Here is a 22,446-nt window from a genome sequence, read left to right as displayed (position 1 = left end):
ACCATAACCTTTCGGTACAATCATTACTATTACTTACATTTGTGGATGGCAAATTTATCTGTAAACATTAACAAAATAGCCACACTGCGAAACAGTCGCGGGGGCAATAATCCTGACTTAGTGAAAGTAGCGCTGGACTGTGAGCGATTTGGTGCGCAGGGAATCACTGTACATCCACGTCCCGACGAAAGACATATCCGCTACCAGGATGTTTTTGATTTAAAGGCCGTTATTGCGACAGAGTTTAACATCGAAGGCAATTGCCGGGAACAGAAATTTATTGACCTTGTCTTAGCCAATCAGCCTGCACAAGTGACGCTGGTACCTGATACCGAAGGACAAATTACCTCCAACCACGGCTGGGATACCATAAAAAACCAGGACTATTTAAAGGAAATGGTCAGTGTATTTAAAAATGCCGGCATCCGGGTATCTATTTTTGTAGATCCGGTATTGGAAATGATTGATGCAGCGGCAAACACAGGCACCGACAGGATAGAACTTTACACGGAAGCCTACGCTCATCAATATCCGAAGGATAAAGTGGCGGCTATTGCACCTTATGTTGCAGCGGCTAACAGGGCAAATGAACTTGGCCTGGGTATCAATGCCGGTCATGACCTCGACCTCCACAATTTGAAATATTTTAACCAGCACATTAACAATCTCTTGGAAGTTTCCATCGGCCATGCCCTGATCTCAGACGCCCTATACCTTGGCCTGGAGAACACTATACAAATGTATATTAGACAATTATCAAACTAGCTGGATTTTTTTTACCTTTGCGGCAACTTTTATCAGTATCATTCATGAGCTTAAATATATATTACAAAGAAGATTTTAAAAATCGTCATATTGCAACGAACGAGGCAGATACTGCAGCGATGTTGAAAACTGTCGGCGTAAATTCTATTGACGAACTTATAGAACAAACAGTTCCACCTCAGATCAGGTTAAAGCAACCTTTGAACTTGCCAAAAGCAAAATCAGAAACTGACTACCTGAGCAGTTTAAGGCAAACAGCCTCTTTAAACAAGGTGTTTAAATCTTATATCGGACAAGGCTATTATGATACCATTACACCGGGAGTGATCCTGCGTAATGTATTGGAAAATCCAGGATGGTATACACAATATACCCCTTACCAGGCTGAAATTGCACAAGGCCGTTTACAGGCTTTATTGAATTTCCAGACCACGGTAATCGATTTAACAGGGATGGAAATTGCCAATGCTTCTTTATTGGATGAAGGTACTGCAGCTGCAGAAGCCATGTTCATGCAATACAGTCTTCGCAAAAACCAGCAGGCAACAAAATTCTTTGTTTCTGAATTGTTGTTCCCACAAACAATAGACATCCTGAAGACCCGCGCCAATCCTTTCGGCATTGAGCTTGTCATCGGTAATCACCAGGAAGTGGCATTAGACGATACGTTCTTTGGCGCTATTGTACAATATCCTGCAGCTAACGGTGAAGTGATTGATTACACGGCCTATGTTGCACAGGCACATGAAAAAAATGTTAAAGTTACTGTTGTAGCAGATCTGTTAAGTTTAACCTTATTAACCCCTCCGGGAGAATGGGGTGCTGATGTTGTGGTAGGTACCACACAGCGTTTCGGCGTTTCTATCGGTTTCGGTGGTCCGCATGCAGCTTATTTTGCTACAAAAGAAGAATACAAAAGAAATATCCCGGGCCGTATCATCGGCGTAACGATAGACGTAAATAATAACTATGCCTTGCGCATGGCCCTGCAAACCAGGGAACAGCACATCCGCAGAGATAAAGCGACTTCCAACATTTGCACGGCACAAGCTTTATTGGCAATTATGGCCGGTTTTTATGCCGTTTACCATGGTCCGAAAGGTTTAAAGCTGATTGCTGAACGTACACACGGACTGGCCATAAGCCTGGCTAAATCGCTGGAGAAAATCGGTTACAAATTAGGAACGACTTCTTACTTTGATACCATTCAAGTTGAATTAGGTAACCTTGCAGACTCTATCCACAGGGAATGCATCGACAATGAAATCAACTTAAATTATAAAGGTTCGGTGGCCACCATCGCTTTGGATGAAACCACTACCGTTGAAGACATTAAACTGTTAAATAAGATCTTTTCGAAAGTAAAAGGTATTGCCGCAGATCAGGCAGAACTGGAAGTAGAAAATATTGAAACTGTTATTCCAGCAGCCTTACAACGTAGCTCTGCTTATTTAACACACCCGATATTCAATTCGCATCATTCAGAGCATGAAATGCTGCGTTATATCAAATCGCTGGAGGCAAAAGATCTTTCCTTGTGCCATTCCATGATCCCATTGGGTTCTTGTACCATGAAACTGAATGCCACTGCAGAGATGACGCCGATCACATGGCCTGAGTTTGCTAAAATACACCCCTTTGCCCCTGCTGATCAAGTAGCCGGTTATTATACTGTATTTAATGAGCTTGATAAATGGTTAAGTGAAATCACTGGTTTTGCGGCCATGAGTTTGCAGCCAAATGCAGGTGCTCAAGGTGAATATGCTGGCTTAATGGTGATCCGTGCTTACCACCAGGATCGTGGTGAAGGACATCGTAATGTAGCTTTAATTCCTTCTTCTGCACATGGAACAAATCCGGCTTCTGCTGCCATGGCAGGAATGAAAGTGGTGGTTGTAAAATCGCTGCAGAACGGAAACATTGATGTGGAAGACCTGAAAGCAAAAGCTGAACAATTTAAAGATGTGCTTTCTTGCCTGATGGTCACTTACCCATCTACACATGGTGTATTTGAAGAAAGTATCATTGAAATCTGTGAAACTATTCATGCAAACGGCGGACAAGTTTATATGGATGGTGCCAACATGAATGCACAGGTTGGCCTGACCAGTCCGGCTAATATTGGCGCCGATGTTTGTCACCTGAACTTGCATAAAACCTTCTGTATCCCTCACGGTGGCGGCGGCCCCGGTATGGGACCAATTGGTGTAGCCAAACACCTGGTTAAATACTTACCGGGACATGCGGTAGTAGATATTAACAAGGAAAAATCTATTCATGCAGTATCTTCAGCACCATGGGGCTCGGCTTCAATTCTGATTATCTCTCATGCTTATATTGCCATGATGGGTACTGACGGACTCACCAACGCAACCAGGTATGCTATCCTGAATGCTAATTACATGAAAGCTCGTTTAGAGCAGCATTACCCGGTATTATATGCTGGCGCTAAAGGCCGTTGTGCACATGAGATGATCCTGGACTGCAGAAGCTTCAAAAGCTTTGGCATAGAGGTGGTTGATATTGCTAAACGTTTAATGGATTATGGTTTCCATGCACCTACAGTTTCCTTCCCGGTAGCGGGCACCTTAATGGTGGAGCCTACGGAAAGTGAGCCTAAACATGAGCTCGACAGGTTTTGTGATGCACTGATTGCCATTAAAGGAGAAATTACGGCCATTGAAAACAGCGAAAGCGATAAAGTAGACAATGCTTTAAAGAATGCACCACATACAGCAGCTAATGTGACCGGTGATGAATGGAAGCATAGCTATAGCAGACAAACTGCAGCTTTTCCATTGCCTTATGTAGCAGCTTACAAGTTCTGGCCTTCTGTAGGAAGGGTAAATGACTCCTATGGAGACAGATCATTGGTATGTGCCTGCCCTCCGATTGAAAGTTATATGGAGGAATCTTTAAGCTAATGAAGTTGCTATCAGATAATTATTAATTTATTGTATTAAAAAAAAGGTCATTTTAATTAAAATGACCTTTTTTTTATCTGGTGAATACGCAACTATTTTATATCTTTAATAAAATTTATTGCTCTCTTTACTAAACTAGGATGGATTTTAAGATCAACTTACTTGTTATTGATGATGACGACATAAATATCTTCATTATTAAAAAAATTGTAGAGAAGACAGGATTTGCTGTAAATATGGTGGCAAAGACTAACGGCCAGTTAGCGATTGACTACCTGGATGAAATTGCAGGAAACCCCGAACAGTTCCCTCACCTGATATTGGTCGACATTAACATGCCGGTGCTTAATGGCTGGGAATTTATTGAGGCTTATGAAAAAATGAATATCAGGAAAGCAGTGGACATGTACATGCTTTCTTCTTCAGTTTATGAAAATGATATTGAAAAAGCCAAAACCTATAAAGTGGTTAAAGGATTTATTTCTAAACCCTTATCTATCGACAGGCTCATCGAATTATTCAGAGCAGTAAGCGTTTAATCTTTAGCTGATTTTAAAAATACCATCGGTATAAGTCACAAAACCGGTGGCTTTTTTCTTGCCATGGTAAAACAGGCAGTTCCAGTTTTCAGCGGCTGCTCTTTGTCCATAGGCATCACGAAGTTCCATTGCCTTGCGGCCATCGAAGTCGTACTTTGCAATAAACTTGCGCATGAGCTCCTCCGGTTCCGGCAATACATCGCCACCAAAAAATACTTTATCGACACCGTCATTTAAAAGAAAAGTTTGATGATAAGGACAATGAGCACCGGTTAATTCGTAGCTGATGCCATCGATAAAATCGCCGCTACCCTCTATAAATTTTAACTCCGCGTTTCTTTGCAAAAAGTCGAATATCTCTGTGTGGTAGGAAGAAGATTTGCCGCTGAAGGCATATTCCCATTCTTCCCTTTGAATGACATAAGTTGCATGTGGAAAACTAAGTTCCATTTTACCGTCAAGGTGGTGTACCATACCACCAGAATGGTCATAATGAAGATGGGACATCAGCACATAATCAACATCATCCGGATCAAAACCTGCCTTTTTGATATTCTCATGTAAAACCAGTTGCCCCGCTTTGTTACTGAAACCTAAACCAGTATCCATAAGCAGCAACAAATTGTTCATTTTAACCAAAAAAGGCTGCACATGAATAAATAAGGAAGCAGGCCTGTCTTTAACATGATCAACAAGGGGGTTGAAAGGAATAAACTTTTTTGTGGCATCTACTGAATAAGAACCTTCGTATAAAGTGAATACTTGCAATGACATAGATAATAAGTAAGAAAAAAATTAATGATATCTTTACGAATCACATTGCAAAGATATGGAAAAAAGATGGGTGCAGGCTTTACAGGGAAATAAAGAGCATACGGATGCGCTTGCACAAGAGTTAAAAATAGACAGCAGCTTAGCACAAATTTTAGTGCAAAGGGGTATAACTACCTTTGATGAAGCCCGGTCCTTCTTCCGCCCATCTCTGGACGACTTACATGATCCTTTCTTAATGAAAGACATGGATAAGGCTATCGACCGAATTGACACCGCATTGGTTGAAAAAGAAAAAATCTTGATTTATGGCGATTATGATGTAGATGGGACTACTTCTGTGGCTTTGGCTTACAGCTTTTTTAAACAGTTTACCGACAGGCTTGAATATTATATCCCTGACCGGCATAAAGAAGGTTATGGCATTTCGACTTTAGGCATCGACTACGCAAAAGAACATGGTTTTACATTGATCATTGCCTTGGATTGCGGTATAAAATCCAATGATAAGGTACATTATGCCAATAGCCTGGGCATAGATTTTATCATTTGCGACCACCATTTACCCGGTGACGACATCCCTGAAGCCATCGCTGTGCTCGACCCAAAACGTTCAGACTGTCCCTACCCTTTTAAGGAACTGGCAGGATGTGGCATTGGCTTTAAGCTGGCGCAGGCCTTTTGTATCAAACACCAGATTCCAAAGGAAAAATATGAGCAGTACCTTGACCTGGTCATGGTAAGTGTGGCAGCAGATATTGTTCCTGTTAAAGATGAGAACAGGATCCTGGCCTATTTTGGCTTGAAGAAATTAAATACCCGGCCTTGCATGGGCCTTAAAGCGCTGATGGAAAGTTCAGGTGCGCCAAAAGAATATACTTTAACAGATATTGTATTTACAATCGCACCGCGGATCAATGCCGCCGGGCGTATGGACCATGCCCGTGAAGCCGTTAAAATGTTATTATGTGCTGAAGATGGGCTGGCTAAAACACAAAGTTCCTTCATCAACCTGCACAATACGGAAAGGAAAACCACTGACCAGCTGACCACCGCAGAAGCCCTTGCTTTAATTGGCGCTTCTGAAATACTGATGAAAAGAAAGACTACGGTGGTTTACAACGAGGCATGGAACAAGGGTGTAATTGGCATTGTAGCTTCCAGGCTAACGGAAACCTATTACCGGCCAACCATCGTGCTTACTGCTTCTAACGGATTTCTCACTGGATCGGCACGTTCGGTACCCGGATTTGATCTTTATGAAGCGCTACTGGGCTGTGCCGATTTACTGGAACAATTTGGCGGACATAAATTTGCTGCCGGTTTAACCATGAAGGCAGAAAACATAGATTCTTTCTCCGACCGCTTTGAAAGTGTGGTCGCAGCAAGCATTCCCGAAGAGCTGCTCTGTCCGGAAATAAAAATTGACACAGACATTGGATTGTCACAGATCGACGGCAAATTTCAACGTATACTGGCACAAATGGCCCCTTTTGGACCGGATAACATGGCGCCAGTTTTTGTGACGCACCGTGTGTATTGTGTGGGAAATCCTTATATTGTTGGATTGAAACACTTGAAATTAACTATAAAACAACAAAATTCAAGTACTTTTGATTGCATTGGCTTTAACCTGGGGCACTACCACAAGGATATAATACCCGGTCAGCCGTTCTCTATTTGCTATACAATTGAAGAAAATGTATGGCGGGAACAGAAGCGCTTACAACTGAGCGTTAAAGCCATAAAATTTGATAATTGATCTACTTAAATGATATTAAGAGCAGAAAATCTAGTTAAAAAATATAAGCAGCGTACGGTTGTAAATGATGTTTCATTTAATGTAAGTCAGGGAGAGATTGTTGGTTTGCTTGGTCCTAACGGAGCTGGAAAAACCACCTCTTTTTATATGATTGTAGGCTTGATTAAGCCGAATCATGGAACAATATTTTTGGATGATGAAGATATTACCAGCGATGCGATGTACAGAAGAGCGCAGAAAGGTATCGGCTACCTGGCGCAGGAAGCCTCTGTATTCAGGAAATTAACGGTAGAAGACAACATTCTGGCGATTTTGGAAATGACCAAAATGGGAAAGGAAGAAAGACACGAGAAACTGGAAGAGTTGATTACAGAGTTCAGTTTACATAAAGTTCGTAAAAACAGGGGCGATTTACTTTCGGGAGGTGAGCGCAGGAGAACAGAGATTGCCCGTGCCCTTGCCGCAAGCCCTAATTTCATTTTGCTCGATGAGCCTTTTGCCGGGGTGGACCCCATTGCAGTGGAGGAGATACAAACGATTGTAGCGAAGCTTAAAAAAAAGAATATCGGCATTTTAATCACCGATCACAATGTGCAGGAAACATTATCTATCACCGACCGAGCTTACTTATTATTTGAAGGAAAAATACTGGAGTCTGGTACACCAGAAGTTTTAGCCGCCAATGAAATGGTAAGAAAGGTGTATTTAGGATCTAACTTTGTGCTGCGCAGCAAAACCTTTTAATTCATAGCTAGAAAAACATGGCAATTGTAAATTCAATTTTTACCTGGTATATGAAGAAAAGAGTTCATCAGATTGAACTTTTCATGAAATATCCGCATGATGTACAGGAGGAATGGTTTTTCACCTTAATCTCCAGTGCTGAAAATACCGAATGGGGCAGGAAATACGATTATAAATCAATACTTACCCCGGAACAGTTTAAAGAAAGGGTACCCTTACAAAATTACGACACCTTAAAGCCCTATATAGAAAGAATGCTCAGGGGCGAACAGAACATCCTCTGGCCTTCTGAAATCAAATGGTTTGCAAAATCTTCAGGAACAACCAGCGACAGGAGCAAATTTATACCGGTATCCGAAGAATCTTTGCACGAATGTCATTATAAAGGTGGCAAGGACATGATATCCATTTATTGCAATAACAGGCCTGACAACCAGATTTTGACGGGCAAGGGTTTGGTTTTGGGTGGCAGTCACCAGATTAACCAGCTCCATGAAGATTCTTTTTATGGAGATCTTTCTGCGGTGCTGATTAAAAACCTGCCAATGTGGGCCGAGTATTACCGTACACCAGCCATGTCTATTGCGCTGATGGACGATTACGAACATAAAATGGAGAAAATGGCTGAGGCCAGCATTAAGGATAACGTCACTAATATCTCTGGAGTACCCACCTGGACCATCGTACTGGCCAAGAAAGTGCTGGAAATGACAGGCAAAAAAAACTTGCTGGAAGTGTGGCCTAACCTGGAGCTTTACTTCCATGGTGCAGTAAACTTTAAACCCTACAGAGAACAATTCAAAGCCCTGATCCCTAGTGATGACATGTATTATTTGGAAACTTACAATGCATCAGAAGGATTTTTTGGCGTCCAGGATGAGGTGAATTCTGAGGAGCTGTTATTGATGCTCGATTATGGCATTTACTATGAGTTCTTGCCGATGGAGCACCTGGAGGAGGAGAACCCGAAAACTTTATCGCTGGACCAGGTTGAATTGCATAAAAACTACGCCATCATCATCTCTACCAATGGCGGTTTATGGCGTTACATGATCGGAGATACCGTGCAGTTTACCTCCCTTCTCCCCTTCCGCATTAAAATTACAGGCCGTACCAAACACTTTATCAATGCTTTTGGTGAAGAGGTGATCATCGATAATGCCGAACATGCCATGAGCGCTGCCTGCGATGCCACTGGTGCTGAATTTAAAGATTATACCGCTTGTCCGATTTACTTCAAAGATTGTGAAGCCGGCGGACACGAATGGATCATTGAATTTGAGAAGCAACCGGATGATTTTGAGTTGTTTATCGATGTTTTAGATAAAACTTTGCGGAAAATCAACTCAGACTATGATGCCAAGCGTTTCAACGACATGGCTCTTTGCAGGCCTAAAGTTCATAACGCACCAAAAGACACGTTCTATAAGTGGCTAAAGTCTAAAGGAAAGTTAGGGGGACAACATAAAGTTCCACGCCTGGCGAACGACCGCAAATATGTGGATGAGATATTAGGCATGGCTTAATGCACTTTCGAATGCTGTATCCTGACAGCATTCAAAATGGCAAGCAGGGCGACACCAACGTCTGCAATAACGGCTTCCCATAAGCTAGCCACCCCACCGGCGCCGAGCACCAGCACCAGAATTTTTACACCCATAGCCAGTGTAATGTTTTGCCAGACTACATTTCTGGTCAGCTTACCTATTTTTATGGCTGTTACTATTTTATAAGGCTGGTCGTTCTGGATCACCACATCAGCGGTTTCAATGGTGGCATCACTACCTAAACCACCCATCGCAATGCCGGCATCAGCCAGAGCGATCACCGGTGCATCATTCACCCCATCTCCCACAAAAGCCAGGCAGTTACCATTGGCTTTTAAGGCAGCAACCTTTTCTACCTTATCCTCAGGCAATAAAGCGCCGTAAGCTTTGTCGATACCCAAAGTTTTGGCCACCTTGTTAACCACACTTTGCTTGTCGCCACTGAGCATTACCGTAGCAATATTCAACTGGTGCAGGGCCTTTATGGTTGCTGCAGCATCAGCTTTAAGCTCATCAGCAATACGCAAATAGCCGGCATATTGTTCATCTACAGCAATCAATACAACGGTTTCTGCTTCCGCATCGATACTTGTATCATAAGGGATATTAAATTTACGCAGCAAGCTACCATTACCTGCCAATACGTTTTTACCATTGATGACCCCCTTCAAGCCATGCCCGGCTATTTCTTCCACCTGTTCTACTACTGCACCGTTAAGGTCAGCATGTACCGTTTTTGCATAGTCAGTAATGGCAACAGCGATGGGATGGGTAGATTTGCTCTCCAGGGCGGCCGTTAATACCAGCAACTCCATATATTCCAGCTGTTGGGATACCAGCGCCTGCACCTTAAAAACACCTTTGGTGAGGGTTCCTGTTTTATCCATCACCACGGTATCTACCTTGGTCATGACGTCGAGAAAATTTGACCCTTTAAACAAGATGCCGTTTTTAGAAGCCAGGCCAATACCACCAAAATAGCCAAGCGGAATGGATACCACTAATGCACAAGGACAACTGATGACGAGGAACACCAGTCCGCGGTAAAACCAGTCCTGGAACTCATAATTTGTGACAAAGAAAAATGGAAGCACGACCACCATCAAGGCCAGCAGGAACACGATAGGTGTATATACTTTTGCAAAACGGGAGATAAACAACTGTGTCTGCGATTTGCGGGCAGCGGCATCCTGTACCATTTCCAATATCTTGCTCAGCTTACTGTCTTTAAACAGGGAGGATACTCTTACTTCGACCAGGGTATTTATATTGATCATGCCTGCCAGCACCTGTGTTCCATTAATTTTAGCATCAGGAACACTTTCCCCCGTCATGGCCGCAGTATTAAAAGTTCCTTTCTCAGACAATAAGATACCATCTAAAGCTACTTTCTCACCCGGTTTGATCTGGATAACTTCATTGATCTTCACTTGATCAGGATGCGTGGTAAAGGTTTGCCCCGCCCTGATCACCGTTACCTTGTCGGGCCTGATATCCAGCAGGGCTTTGATATTTCGTTTCGCTTTATCTACTGCAGCATCCTGGAACCACTCCCCGATGGCGTAAAATACCATGACGGCCACACCTTCACTAAACGAGCCTATGGCAAAGGCGCCCAGTGTGGCGACGGTCATGAGTACAAATTCGTTGAAGAAATCAAGGCGCATTGCCTTTCGAAAGGCCAGCTGGATGACTTTGTAACCCGAAAGCAAATAGGCACTACCATAGATAACGAACTCAACAGGGGTATTGAATTTAAAATTAAAACCATATTCCAGCGTTAACATAACGATCAGCACCAGCAATGCAGTCAACAAGGGCCATTGATTGGTCCAGTTGTTGCTTTTATGATTTACCTGAGGGTGGTCATGGTTGTGATCGTGTTGCTGCTCGGAGGTATGAGGTGGTTTTGTAACTATATTTTCTTCTGCTTCCATATGTAAAACAATTAATTTAGCTAAAACGTTCCACATTACAAAGGCTAGGTATAGCTTTTACAAACAACTGTTTATTCATGAAACTTAAAATATTATTGATGATCTGCTTAGGCTGCTATGCCCTTAGCCTTAAAGCGCAACGACCACCTGTTAAAGCACAAATGCCACCGGTTTTAACAGCACTGGCACCCGCTAGACCATTACATCCACCTGTTTTTGAAGGCATGGTGATTGATACTGTCCCCCTGGTTTTTAATGATTTGCCCTTAAACCTGGTGAAATACAGTTATGGCAAACCAAACATCAACTTTCTGGCGATCCATGATGATGAAGATACCGGTATAAAAGCGGCCTTTGAATACATCAGGTTTTCAGGAGGTTCGATCATCGATTGTCAGTATGGTAGTGTAAGAAATTTTAAGTTCCATCATAACGACGAAGAATTCCAGACCGACCCAAACAGCATTTACACGATTCCCGGCATTATCAGGGGACTGGAGAAATACAATTGGGCAGAGCCCGAGGTGGTTAAACAGCTGGATCTAACCGGTAAAGAGATTTTAAAGCTTTACGGCCCAAAGAAGCCGCCTTATATCTTCACCTTACATAACAATGGGGATGGTGGTTTTGGTATTGCTTCTTACCTGAAAGGCTATGAACTGGAACATTTTGCTGATTCCCTGCACATTAATTTTGAAATGGATAATGACGACATGGTGCTGGTGACCGATGTGGACATGTTCAACTACCTGAAAAAAGAAAATATAAATGTGGTGCTGCAGTCTGAAAATGCACCTGACGACGGCTCTCTTTCTTATTATGCCATGCAAAAAAGCATTCCTTATGTGAATGTAGAAGTGCAGCACGGGCATATGATCGAGCACCTGCAATTGATAGAAATTGCCAGTAAAGCGTTAAAAGAAACACTTGGCCTTCCCTGATGACCAAGTGTTTCCGGTTGATGGTCAGCATCAATGGAACTCCATTTTCTGCACAGGTTTAATGTTCTGATTAACCCGAAACAAGTTATCAGGATCATATTTGCGTTTTATTTCGGCTAGCCTGTCATAATTCTTGCCATAGCTGGCCTTTATACGCTCTTCCCCCTCATCCATCATGAAATTGACATAGCCGCCGCTATCCGAATACGGTTTTAAAGCATCCCAATAGGTTTTGGCCCAGGTGGTGATTTGATCCTTGTTAGCGGGGTCGGGATCTACCCCCACAATCACCATTGCCCATAATGCATCGCGGTGTGCCCAGGCTGTTGCGCTATCACTTACCCTGGAGGCTACCCCATTTATAGGATAGAGGTGCATGGTGGAAAACATGGTGGGCAGTGTTTCTCCAAATTTGATGTGTTCTTTGATGGCCGCATCACTTAATTCTTTCACAAAATGAGCACGCCAGTACCACTGCATACCCGGAACATAAAGCGCATCGAACATACTCTGCAACACCGGCTGAGGCATAGGGCCTACTAAATCCAATGCAGGCTTTTTGAATGCCCTGATCGGCTTAAAGAATTCTTCAGCTTGTTCCATTGGCCCGGTATAAGTCCAAACGACGCCGCACATCTTTTTAAGGTGCAGGTGTTCTGGAAAAGGCGCTCCCGGAGGCACCATGAGAAATGCAAAGAAACCGTTGATATCATCTGGTGCATCCTTAATATAGTCATAGTACCATTTCATGACTTCTTCTGCTTCGCTCAACTCATATAACATCGGACCAGCGTAGACCATGTCCACAGGGTGAAGCTTAAATTTAAATGCGGTGATGACGCCGAAGTTTCCACCGCCGCCTCTTACAGCCCAAAACAAGTCTTCATTTTCGTGCTCACTTGCAGAAACAAAACGTCCGTCGGCCAGTACGATATCCACAGCCAACAGGTTATCAATACTTAACCCGCACTTTCGGGTCAGGTGACCGAGGCCACCACCGGTGGTTAAACCGCCAACTCCTGTAGTGGAGATAATACCACTAGGTGTGGCCAATCCAAAAGCATGCGTTGCATGGTCAATATCACCCCAGGTGCAACCACCGCCGGCAATGACTATTTTACCATCCGGATCAACCAATGTGAACTTGATGCGGGAAAGATCGATGACCAGGCCATCATCACAAATACCCAGACCACCAGCATTGTGCCCGCCACTACGAATAGAAACCAACATATCATGCTCTCTGGCATAATTCACACAATTGATGACATCCGCCACATCTGTACACATGGCAATCATCCGCGGACGTTTGTTGATCATGGCATTATACACTTTCCGGGCATCTTCATAACTTTCATCCTGAGCGTCGATTAAGTCGCCCCTCAAACTTTGTTTGAATTCTTCGATAGTTTTCATAGTTATAAAATTTGATTTTTAGTGGATATGAAGCTATCATAAGCTTGTTGATCGTTATTAGTATGCTGGAAACTTATGATGGTTTCATAGTTATAAAATTTGATTTTTAACGGATATGAAATGGATATGAAGCCTTCATGAGCATAGCTCCATTACCTAAGAAATACAAATAATTTTACAGATGAAATTTAAGAAAATTTTAGCTAAAACGCATTGGTTTTGAGTAACTAAATTAAAGCAATGATCTTGTTTCCAGCTACATAACAAATCGACTTGATCTATTAACCAGCAAGAAAGAAGCGCTGGCAAAAAGGGGATGTAAAATTATGTAAAACCACCATAATTTGTTCAGGGGATACACAAATTCTGTTATAAAGATCAAAACTGTATATTATTATACATTAAAAAAACATAACTTTTAGTAAAGTGGTTTTTGATTGTTTAAATTTTATCGCGAATTTTTTAAATATAAAGACCCTTTTTTAGTACGACAAGGCATCATTGCCAGCTGGCAATCGATAAAACCGCTAGGTTATTGCCTTCACATTGAATTAAATTGAAAACAGGCATTCCCTTTGCAAACCGCTATTCATCTAACGCTTCGTAAACATACCGTTTACCCCCCGGTAAACTCTAGTGTTATTCCAGCTGTAAAAGCAGGAAGACATCGCAACCTAAGTCGTGTTTCTTAAAATCTTCTACAAATTAATATTATAATATCACAAAATGAATAAAACAAGTACTTTAAACAAGTCTAATACGAGCCCCGGCACGTCTTTTTCGAGGTTAACCATGACGCTATATGCCTCAATTGCCATTTTTATGCTCATCATTACAGGTTGTAAAAAGGATGATTTTGAAGGTGAAGTTTCAGGTGAATGCCCAGTGGTGGTATCTACAGATCCGATGGATAAAGCTGTAGACGTAACCCTTAACAAAGTAATTTCAATTACTTTTAATACGGACATGGATGCCACATCCATTAACAATTCAAGCTTTAGCATTAAACAAGGAACGACGGTGATCAAAGGAAAAGTTGACCCTACTGCTGATGCAAAAACCTTTACCTTTACACCAGAGGTTAACCTTTTGCCATTTACAACCTATACAGGTACTGTAACGATGGAGGCAAGAGATAATTTCAAAACAGCCATGATTGCTGATTACACTTGGTCATTTATTACAATTCCACGCGTAACGCTATCCTTCTCCCCTCTTTTAAGTGGTACAATCGCTGGCGCTGGTGAATTTGCAGAAGGTTCAACAACGACAGCAAGTGCTACTGCGCTTACAGGTTTTACTTTCACCAATTGGACAGAGAACGGGAAAGAAGTATCTACCAGTTCAAGCTATCAGTTTATCATGAAAGGTAACAAAGCTTTAGTGGCTAATTTTGCACCGGTACCCCTTGGTAACTTCGCTGTAAACTTAACTTCTAGTCCTGCCGCAGGTGGCACAACCACTGGATCAGGACCTTATCAAGTTGGAACTAATGTAACAGTAAGTGCTGTCGCTAACCCAGGTTTTACCTTTACCAACTGGACAGAAAATGGAACAGTTGTATCTACAAGTTCTAGCTTTCAATTTGCAATTACTGCCAACAGAACATTGGTAGCCAATTACAAAAATGTTCCCGCTTCACAATTTGCAGTGACTTTAACATCAAGTCCCGCAGCAGGTGGAACAACAGATGGTGAAGGATCGTATAATGCAGGTACTTCAGTAACCGTAAAAGCGGTAAGCAACCCGGCTTATAATTTCGTGAACTGGACAGATAAAGCAACAGGCGCAATAGTTTCTACCAGTCTTGACTTTACATTTCCATTGAGTGCTAACAAAGCTTTGGTAGCTAATTTCGCTATTAAAACTTATACCTTAACAGTGATCGCTGCAAACGGTACAGTTTTAAAAAGCCCTAATCAGGTGACTTACAACCATGGTACTTCGGTAGTTTTAACAGCTACACCAAATGCAGGTTATGCTTTTGTAGCCTACAGCGGACATGCAATTGGGGTTGATAAAACCATTACAGTTAATATGAATGCAGACAAAATAGTCACGGCCACTTTTGCTTTGCTTCCAACTACGGGTTTAGGTCCGAAAGCTATTGACTTAGGTACTGCGGGAGACTTTGCTACATTAACGAAGTCAGGAATTTCCACTACAGGAATTACTAAAATAACAGGTGATATTGGCGTGAGTCCAACTGCTGCAACTGCAATTACAGGCTTTGATTTGATCATGCATACCAATGGCGAGTCATCACATACGCCAATTGTAACGGGTAAAGTATATGCATCCGATTATGCAGCACCTACACCAGCGAAAATGACGACCGCAGTGAGTGACATGGAAACTGCATTTACCACAGCAAATGGTTTAACTACACCTGCACCGATCGTGGGTCTGCACGCCGGAGATATTAGTGGCAGAACACTGGCGCCAGGATTATACAAATGGGCTACAGGGGTGTTGGTAACAAATGAAGGTGTTACACTTTCAGGCGGACCGAATGACACTTGGGTTTTCCAGATCTCTCAGGATTTAACCATTAACAATAGTGCTAAGATTACATTATTGGGTGGTGCACAAGCCAAGAACATCTTTTGGGTAGTTTCAGGAAAAGCAACATTGGGAACAAATTCAGATGTGAGCGGTATTATTTTAAGTAAAACGCTGATCTCTCTGAATACAGGTGCTAAAGTTACCGGCAGATTGCTGGCTCAAACAGCGGTTACCTTAAATGCAAGCACTGTTATTCAACCACAATAATTCACATTCATTAACAGGCTGTATCAATCAGTTATATCATCACGCTGGTGATACAGCCTTCAAAAAAATCATATGTTTCCAAAATATAAAATAATCAAAAGCAGCGTCATTTGTTCCCTGATGCTTTTCATGACCAATAGTGCTGTACAGGCACAAACAGAACAGCCAACATGGTGGTTTGGCTTGTCGGGAGCGGCAAATACAAATTTCTATGACGGTACCACACAAAGGTTAAACAATGATTTGATTGTACCGACAGCTTTCCATAAAGGAAATGGTATACGTCCTTTCGGTTCCTTGTTAATCGAATATCGCCCAAGCCGTGTTTGGGGAGGTATGTTAAATGTAGGTTATGATGGTCGTGGCGGTAAATTTGATGGCGTAATTGCTCCATGTGACTGTCCGGCTACCTTAGAAACAAATACCAGCTACCTTACTATAGAACCTAGCCTAAGATTTAGTCCGGGTGGTGGAAATTTCTACCTTTTTGCGGGACCAAGAGTTGGTATTAACCTGCAGAAGGATTTTGCTTATACGCAATTGAGACAACCAGATACAGATGCAGAATTAAGTGAGATGCGTAAAACCGTAATTTCAGGGCAGATCGGTGCGGGTTATGATATCCCACTTTCGCCTGAAGGCAGCACGACAAAATATGTGCTTTCTCCTTTTGTGTCCTACCACCCTTATTTTGGTCAGGATCCCCGCAACATAGAAAGCTGGTCGATGAGCACGCTAAGAACTGGTGTGGCTATAAAATTCGGAAAAGCGAAGAAAACTGCAGCGGAAGCAGCGGTTGTTGTTCCTGTTGAAGAGTTTCAATTTTCAGTTAATGCAACACCAAACGCTCCTGTTAAGCTTCAGCTAAGTGAAACCCTTCCTTTATTGAACTATGTTTTCTTTGATGAAGGCTCAACAGCAATACCTTCAAGGTATGTGACGCTTTCCAATACTGAGGCAAACAATTTTAAAGAAGCACAATTACAGACACCAGCATCAGAAAGCAGGTCTGGCCGTTCTTCAAGCCAGTTGAATGTATATCATAACGTCCTGAATATTTTAGGTGACCGTTTAAGGTCTAATCCAGGTACATCAATCAATTTGAGTGGTGCATCAGCAAACGGACCGGCAGAAGGAAAAGTCTTTGCAGAAAACATTAAAAATTACCTTGTTAATACATACGGTATTGAGGGATCAAGAGTGATTACTCAAGGGCGTACAAAACCACTTCTACCATCAGAACAACCCGGTGGAACGAAAGAACTTGATTTATTACGTGCTGGCGACCGCAGGGTTGACATCAACAGTAAATCTCCTGAATTGCTAATGGAAGTAGGTGGCGGTATGATGAAGCCTGTAAAGGTTAATGCAACTCAAGGCGATCCTAAAGCTGGTCAGGTTGTATTTAAAGTACCAGGAGCAGATAAAATGTTCAAATCGTATACCATTGAGATGACTGATGCAAAGGGTAAAATCAGTAACTATGGTCCGTTTTACAACAACGAGGAGAGTGTTTCTGCCAAAGCAATTTTAGGCGACCAACCTTCAGGCGACTATAAAGTGGTGATGAACGGCGTTTCAAAAAGCGGATTGCCAATTAAAAAAGAGAGTAAGATCTATTTGGCGAGACAGCCGGAAGTGATACAAACAGGTTTGCGTTACAGCATTCTGTATAATTTCAACCAGGCTACTACCGCAGCTTCATATGGTGACTTCCTGACGGAAACGGTTGCACCATTAATTACAAATGGCGCTACAGTAGTTATCCATGGTCATACGGATAAGATTGGTGATGCAGCGTATAACAGTAAATTATCACAAAGCAGAGCGCAGGAAGCACAAAATATTTTACAAGGTGTTTTAGCTAAATCAGGAACGAGGAATGTTAAATTCCAAACTAATGGTTTCGGTGAAGAAGCAGATCGTTCACTTTTTGATAATAACCTTCCGGAAGAACGTTTTTATAACAGAACGGTTATCATTGACATTATCCCGGTTAAATAATTGAATGAGCTGATATTGGTGAATGCTGACTAAATGATCAGCATTTATTAATCATTACAGGTCATTGAAGGCTGTATCAAAAGAGATTTTGATACAGCCTTTTTCTTTTACTAAGGTTTGATCAGGCTATGCTGATTAACCCGTCATTTCGGGCCCTGTTCCGAAATCTATTTATCCAACTCCATTACGTAGAAACCTGAAATTAACTTAGCCCGACGTAACCTGAAATATGTTAAAAATTCAATTTCTTTTTCCAGATAAACCGGTTGAAATCAAACTGAGAATACGGTGGACAAGCGCCTGGCTGGGACGTGATAAAAGCACCCATGGCCACGGCATAATCGAGGGTTAAATCTACGGGCTCATCACCAAGCTTCATCGCCAGGAAGGCGGCAAGAAATGAATCGCCGCTTCCAATCGTATCGGCAACTTTTACCGGGTATGCCGGATACTCATAACAAAATGAAGGGGTATAGTAAGTAGCGCCCAAGCTGCCTTTGGTGATGATCATTTCCTTCATATCAAAACGATTGAAGAGCACTTCTACGCCCTCAGCCTCTTTTTTGCAGGCAGGGTGATACCATCGGGCAATCAACAGGAGCTCAGCGCTGTTGAGTTTTACGAGATCGGCATTTTGGAGGAGGGTATCAATTACTTCCTGAGCATAGTGTGGCGCACGCAGATTGACATCATAGACACGGTAATTGGCATGACTTAACATCCGGTATAAAGTTTCTCTGGAAGTTACATTCCGGGCACTGAGGGTACCAAAAACAAAAGCTTGTGATGCCTTCAGTAAGGCTTCAAACTCAGGTTGCCAGCTGATATAGTCCCAGGCGACAGGATATACAATTTCATAAGTAACTTCATCATTGCTTTCATTAACGGTCGCCAGGACTTCGCTTGTGGCATGTTCAGCATCAAGTTGAATAAGCCCGGTTTCTAAACCAATTTGCTTTAAAAAACCCAGTAATTCCTTGCCCGGCTGGTCATCCCCCACACGGCTAATCAATTGGCTGTTCAAACCAAGCTGATGTAAATGATATGCCACATTCATGGGTGCACCGCCCGGCCTTCTGCCTGCGGGAAGATTATCCCATAAAATTTCCCCAAAACAAACTATCGGTTTATTCAATTGACCATGCTTCATTTATCCAATTTAGGATTTTATACGGAAGAATCAGCTGAAGTATGATCATAAATATAATGCAGGTCCAGCACAATGGGTTGAGTATTTGGAACCATATGTTTCTCCAGAAATGGTGTTAGGGTTTTACCAAACTCTGTAAATAACTCCTCAGATTCCCATATTTCAATAATCAGCCAATTGTTGCCAACAAAACCACCAAAATGATGAATCATTCCTTTAGGATTCTCATGCCCTGCTTCACGTAACTCTTCCCAGACCTTGTCATATTGTGCAACGGTTAAACCTGCAATCGTGAATTGAACCATAATCTTTCCCATAACCATAAGATTTAGCAATACATAACAAATAAGGGCTGGGGTAAGTTTTTGGATAATGTGACCCCGCATAAGTTTTTTTACAAATAAATGCTTGTATCATTTGATTTAACTATTTTAGATTTCGTTTAAGACAACAGCCAAATTATATACCGCATGAACAATAATTTAACGACTCCTGATTATATTGTCTTTTTTATTTATTTCTTTATTGTAGCAGGTTACGGTTATTGGGTGTACAGACAAAAAAAATCAAGCGGTTCGAGCACAAAGGATTATTTTCTTGCGGAAGGTTCTTTAACCTGGTGGGCCATCGGCGCTTCTATCATCGCCTCGAATATTTCTGCAGAGCATTTCATTGGGATGTCGGGTTCGGGTTTTGCCATGGGGCTTGCCATTGCAAGTTATGAATGGATGGCCGCCGCCACCTTGATTATTGTTGCGGTATTTTTCCTTCCTATTTATATCAAAAACCATATCTATACCATGCCGCAGTTTCTTGCTGGCAGGTACAATAATACGGTAAGTACCTTAATGGCAATTTTCTGGCTGCTGGTCTATGTTTTTGTCAATTTAACGTCCATCTTCTTTTTGGGTGCACTGGCCGTAGAAACCATTACGGGGGTTCCTTTTGTAATCTGTATCCTCGGCCTGGCGTTTTTTTCGGTGATTATTACCTTGGGGGGGATGAAGGTGATCGGCTATACCGATGTCATACAGGTGTTGGTGTTGGTGATTGGCGGGTTGATTACCTGTTACATGGCCCTGAGCCTGGTGGCTGACGAATTCCGTTTAGATACAGTTCTGGCCGCATTGCCAGTGTTAAGAACCGAGGCCAGCAGTCACTTTAGAATGATCTTTTATGAAGGTGATAAATATTATAATGAACTGCCGGGACTGGCAGTTTTGGCTGGAGGTTTATGGATCAATAACCTTAATTACTGGGGCTGTAACCAATACATCATCCAAAGGGCATTGGGTGCAGATTTAAAAACAGGGAGAAAAGGATTGATTTTTGCGGCATTTCTTAAACTATTGATCCCGGTAATTGTTGTCATTCCTGGTATAGCAGCTTATGTATTGTATCAGCAGGGCTATTTCCAGGAAGAGATGAAGGATATCAACGGTATTGTAAAACCCGATCACGCTTATCCTGTATTGATGAACTTATTGCCTACAGGTCTGAAAGGACTCGCTTTTGCTGCCTTAACTGCAGCTATTGTAGCCTCGCTTGCCGGGAAGTGCAACAGTATTGCCACCATTTTCACCTTAGATATTTATAAGAAGTACCTCAACAAAGAAGCTTCAGAACGGAAAATGGTTGGTGTTGGCAGGTGGGCAGTGATCATCTCCACATTGATTGCGATTGTAATCGCACCTGCCTTACGTAGTTTTGACCAGGTATACCAATTTATACAGGAATATGTAGGTTTTATATCACCAGGTGTTTTTGCCATTTTTTTACTTGGCTTTTTCTGGAAAAGGACAACTTCAAGTGCTGCACTTACCGCCGCGTTGCTGACTATTCCTCTTTCCGTTCTGTTGAAGTTTTTACCTACCTTAAGTCAGGGACTGATTACACCGATACCTTTTTTACACCGCATGTCCTGGGTATTTGTCATCATTATCGGATTGATGGTGATTATTACCCTGGCAGATGCGAAAAGCAAAGAGAACCCGCAGGGGCTTGAAATAGATAGAAAAATGTTTAAAGTGAGCCCCTCATTTGTGGTTTCATCAGTAATTATCTGTGGTATACTTGCGGCCTTATATACGGTGTTTTGGTAGGTAAACGTGTCTTTACAACAGTTAGCATCGTTAAGTAAATAACCTAAACTTAAAATTATGAAAGCGTCTGAAAAAGAAACTGCGAACCCCTTATCAAGCCTCGAAGTATGGGAAGATGATGTTTTAAAGCGTTATCCCGAACCGGGAAGCCCTGTTAAAAGCAAAGAGGAGTTCAGAAATTATGACAACACGGAAAAAGATTCTGTAAGGGAGTTTTACCGCTTAAACCATAAATACCAGACTTATGAAAACGTGCTGGCTAAAAAAGCTAACTTTTTGAAGTTCGACAAGAAAGAGATGCCCTGGTGGTCGGCCATGGAGTACCTGAACACGCTGATAGATGATTCAGATCCGGACACGTCGCTGGACCAGCTGCAGCATTTGCTGCAAACGGCAGAGGCCATCCGTGCAGACGGGCATCCCGACTGGTTTATCCTAACAGGTTTTATCCATGATTTAGGGAAGGTATTATGCTTGTTCGGTGAGCCACAATGGAATGTTGTAGGAGATTCATTCCCGGTAGGCTGTAAGTTCTCAGATAAGATTGTCTATCCTGAGTTATTCGCCGATAACCCAGACTCCACTGATGAGCGTTACAACACAAAATATGGTGTATATAGCCATCAATGTGGCCTGGATAATATCCATATGTCCTGGGGCCATGATGAATACCTGTACCACATCACGAAAGATTACCTGCCTGAACCTGCATTGTACATGATCCGTTACCATTCATTTTATTCACAGCACAGGGAACATGCTTATGATCACCTGTTGAATGCACATGACCAGGAAATGTTTAAGTGGGTAGATAAGTTTAACCCTTACGACCTTTATTCGAAAAGCCCTAAACCGCCGGTAGTGTCTGAACTTAAGCCTTTTTATGAAGATCTGCTGGCTAAATATTTGCCTGCTACGGTTAAATTATAGCATGCTGTTTGAACAGTCTATTAGTTACTCCAGCGTACGATTGACACGAGTACGGGAATTAAACAGCATGTAATTATAGCACTTCCTACTTGCACTTTAATCATATACTTAAAAGTTATTTATAAAAAAAGGTAGACCTTTT

16 protein-coding genes are annotated in these 22,446 nt (G+C 42.2%); 11 read left to right on the top strand and 5 right to left on the bottom strand.

What is annotated here, in order from left to right:
• Window positions 1–45 precede the first annotated feature (45 nt).
• From WG905_RS19330 to WG905_RS19320, 3 genes are all read left to right on the top strand, one after another.
• Complete coding sequence (locus WG905_RS19330; protein WP_339593409.1) at window positions 46–765, top strand: pyridoxine 5'-phosphate synthase; 720 nt, start codon at window positions 46–48, stop codon at window positions 763–765.
• A 44-nt stretch (window positions 766–809) separates the two neighbouring features.
• Window positions 810–3,689, top strand: a complete 2,880-nt coding sequence (gcvP, locus tag WG905_RS19325; RefSeq protein WP_339593408.1) for an aminomethyl-transferring glycine dehydrogenase — start codon at window positions 810–812, stop codon at window positions 3,687–3,689.
• 140 nt (window positions 3,690–3,829) lie between these two features.
• Window positions 3,830–4,228 (top strand): response regulator, encoded by a 399-nt coding sequence (locus tag WG905_RS19320; protein WP_339593407.1) that lies wholly within the window; start codon window positions 3,830–3,832, stop codon window positions 4,226–4,228.
• 3 nt (window positions 4,229–4,231) lie between these two features.
• Here WG905_RS19320 and WG905_RS19315 read toward each other — a convergent pair whose 3' ends face one another.
• Complete coding sequence (locus tag WG905_RS19315; protein ID WP_431844531.1) at window positions 4,232–4,996, bottom strand: MBL fold metallo-hydrolase; 765 nt, start codon at window positions 4,994–4,996, stop codon at window positions 4,232–4,234.
• Window positions 4,997–5,057: 61 nt separating this feature from the next.
• Between WG905_RS19315 and recJ the strand changes: the two genes are divergently transcribed.
• Genes recJ through WG905_RS19300 form a run of 3 tightly spaced genes read left to right on the top strand, consistent with a single transcriptional unit; the run spans window position 5,058 to window position 9,031 of the window.
• Window positions 5,058–6,761: a single-stranded-DNA-specific exonuclease RecJ gene (recJ, locus tag WG905_RS19310; protein ID WP_339593405.1), complete on the top strand. Its 1,704-nt coding sequence runs from the start codon at window positions 5,058–5,060 to the stop codon at window positions 6,759–6,761.
• Window positions 6,762–6,770: 9 nt separating this feature from the next.
• Entirely contained in the window at window positions 6,771–7,505 is a 735-nt protein-coding gene (gene lptB / locus WG905_RS19305) for an LPS export ABC transporter ATP-binding protein (RefSeq protein WP_339593404.1), read from the top strand.
• Window positions 7,506–7,522: 17 nt separating this feature from the next.
• Window positions 7,523–9,031 carry a GH3 auxin-responsive promoter family protein gene (locus WG905_RS19300; protein ID WP_339593403.1) on the top strand — a complete coding sequence of 503 codons (1,509 nt, stop codon included), beginning with the start codon at window positions 7,523–7,525 and terminating at the stop codon, window positions 9,029–9,031.
• On the opposite strand, the gene WG905_RS19295 is transcribed toward WG905_RS19300, so the two are convergent.
• Window positions 9,028–10,989 carry a heavy metal translocating P-type ATPase gene (locus WG905_RS19295; RefSeq protein WP_339593402.1) on the bottom strand — a complete coding sequence of 654 codons (1,962 nt, stop codon included), beginning with the start codon at window positions 10,987–10,989 and terminating at the stop codon, window positions 9,028–9,030. The genes WG905_RS19300 and WG905_RS19295 overlap by 4 nt on opposite strands.
• 77 nt (window positions 10,990–11,066) lie before the next feature.
• On the opposite strand from WG905_RS19295, the gene WG905_RS19290 reads away from it, so the two are divergent.
• Window positions 11,067–11,930, top strand: coding sequence for a hypothetical protein (locus WG905_RS19290; RefSeq protein WP_339593401.1), 864 nt, complete (start codon window positions 11,067–11,069; stop codon window positions 11,928–11,930).
• Window positions 11,931–11,960: 30 nt separating this feature from the next.
• Here the strand turns inward: WG905_RS19290 and WG905_RS19285 are convergent, their stop codons facing one another.
• Window positions 11,961–13,346, bottom strand: coding sequence for an FAD-binding oxidoreductase (locus tag WG905_RS19285; protein WP_339593400.1), 1,386 nt, complete (start codon window positions 13,344–13,346; stop codon window positions 11,961–11,963).
• 726 nt (window positions 13,347–14,072) lie between these two features.
• On the opposite strand from WG905_RS19285, the gene WG905_RS19280 reads away from it, so the two are divergent.
• Entirely contained in the window at window positions 14,073–16,118 is a 2,046-nt protein-coding gene (locus WG905_RS19280; protein ID WP_339593399.1) for an ice-binding family protein, read from the top strand.
• Window positions 16,119–16,190: 72 nt separating this feature from the next.
• Entirely contained in the window at window positions 16,191–18,122 is a 1,932-nt protein-coding gene (locus WG905_RS19275; RefSeq protein ID WP_339593398.1) for an OmpA family protein, read from the top strand.
• Window positions 18,123–18,354: 232 nt separating this feature from the next.
• Here WG905_RS19275 and WG905_RS19270 read toward each other — a convergent pair whose 3' ends face one another.
• Together WG905_RS19270 and WG905_RS19265 are read right to left on the bottom strand one after the other, a co-directional pair.
• Complete coding sequence (locus WG905_RS19270) at window positions 18,355–19,272, bottom strand: carbohydrate kinase family protein (protein ID WP_339593397.1); 918 nt, start codon at window positions 19,270–19,272, stop codon at window positions 18,355–18,357.
• Window positions 19,273–19,289: 17 nt separating this feature from the next.
• The gene (locus WG905_RS19265; protein ID WP_339593396.1) at window positions 19,290–19,589 is read right to left on the bottom strand and encodes a hypothetical protein; all 300 of its coding nucleotides are present in this window, start codon (window positions 19,587–19,589) and stop codon (window positions 19,290–19,292) included.
• Between the two features lie 153 nt (window positions 19,590–19,742).
• On the opposite strand from WG905_RS19265, the gene WG905_RS19260 reads away from it, so the two are divergent.
• Both WG905_RS19260 and WG905_RS19255 read left to right on the top strand, forming a co-directional pair.
• Complete coding sequence (locus WG905_RS19260; protein WP_339593395.1) at window positions 19,743–21,374, top strand: sodium/sugar symporter; 1,632 nt, start codon at window positions 19,743–19,745, stop codon at window positions 21,372–21,374.
• A gap of 57 nt (window positions 21,375–21,431) precedes the next feature.
• On the top strand, window positions 21,432–22,304 hold the full coding sequence (locus WG905_RS19255) for an inositol oxygenase family protein (RefSeq protein WP_339593394.1): 873 nt from the start codon (window positions 21,432–21,434) through the stop codon (window positions 22,302–22,304).
• The last annotated feature ends 142 nt before the right edge of the window (window positions 22,305–22,446 follow it).

The sequence above is a fragment of the Pedobacter immunditicola genome, assembly GCF_037482985.1.
Lineage (GTDB): Bacteria > Bacteroidota > Bacteroidia > Sphingobacteriales > Sphingobacteriaceae > Pedobacter > Pedobacter immunditicola.
Note: the sequence above shows the minus strand (reverse complement) of the source record. Positions and strands in the feature narration are given on the sequence as shown.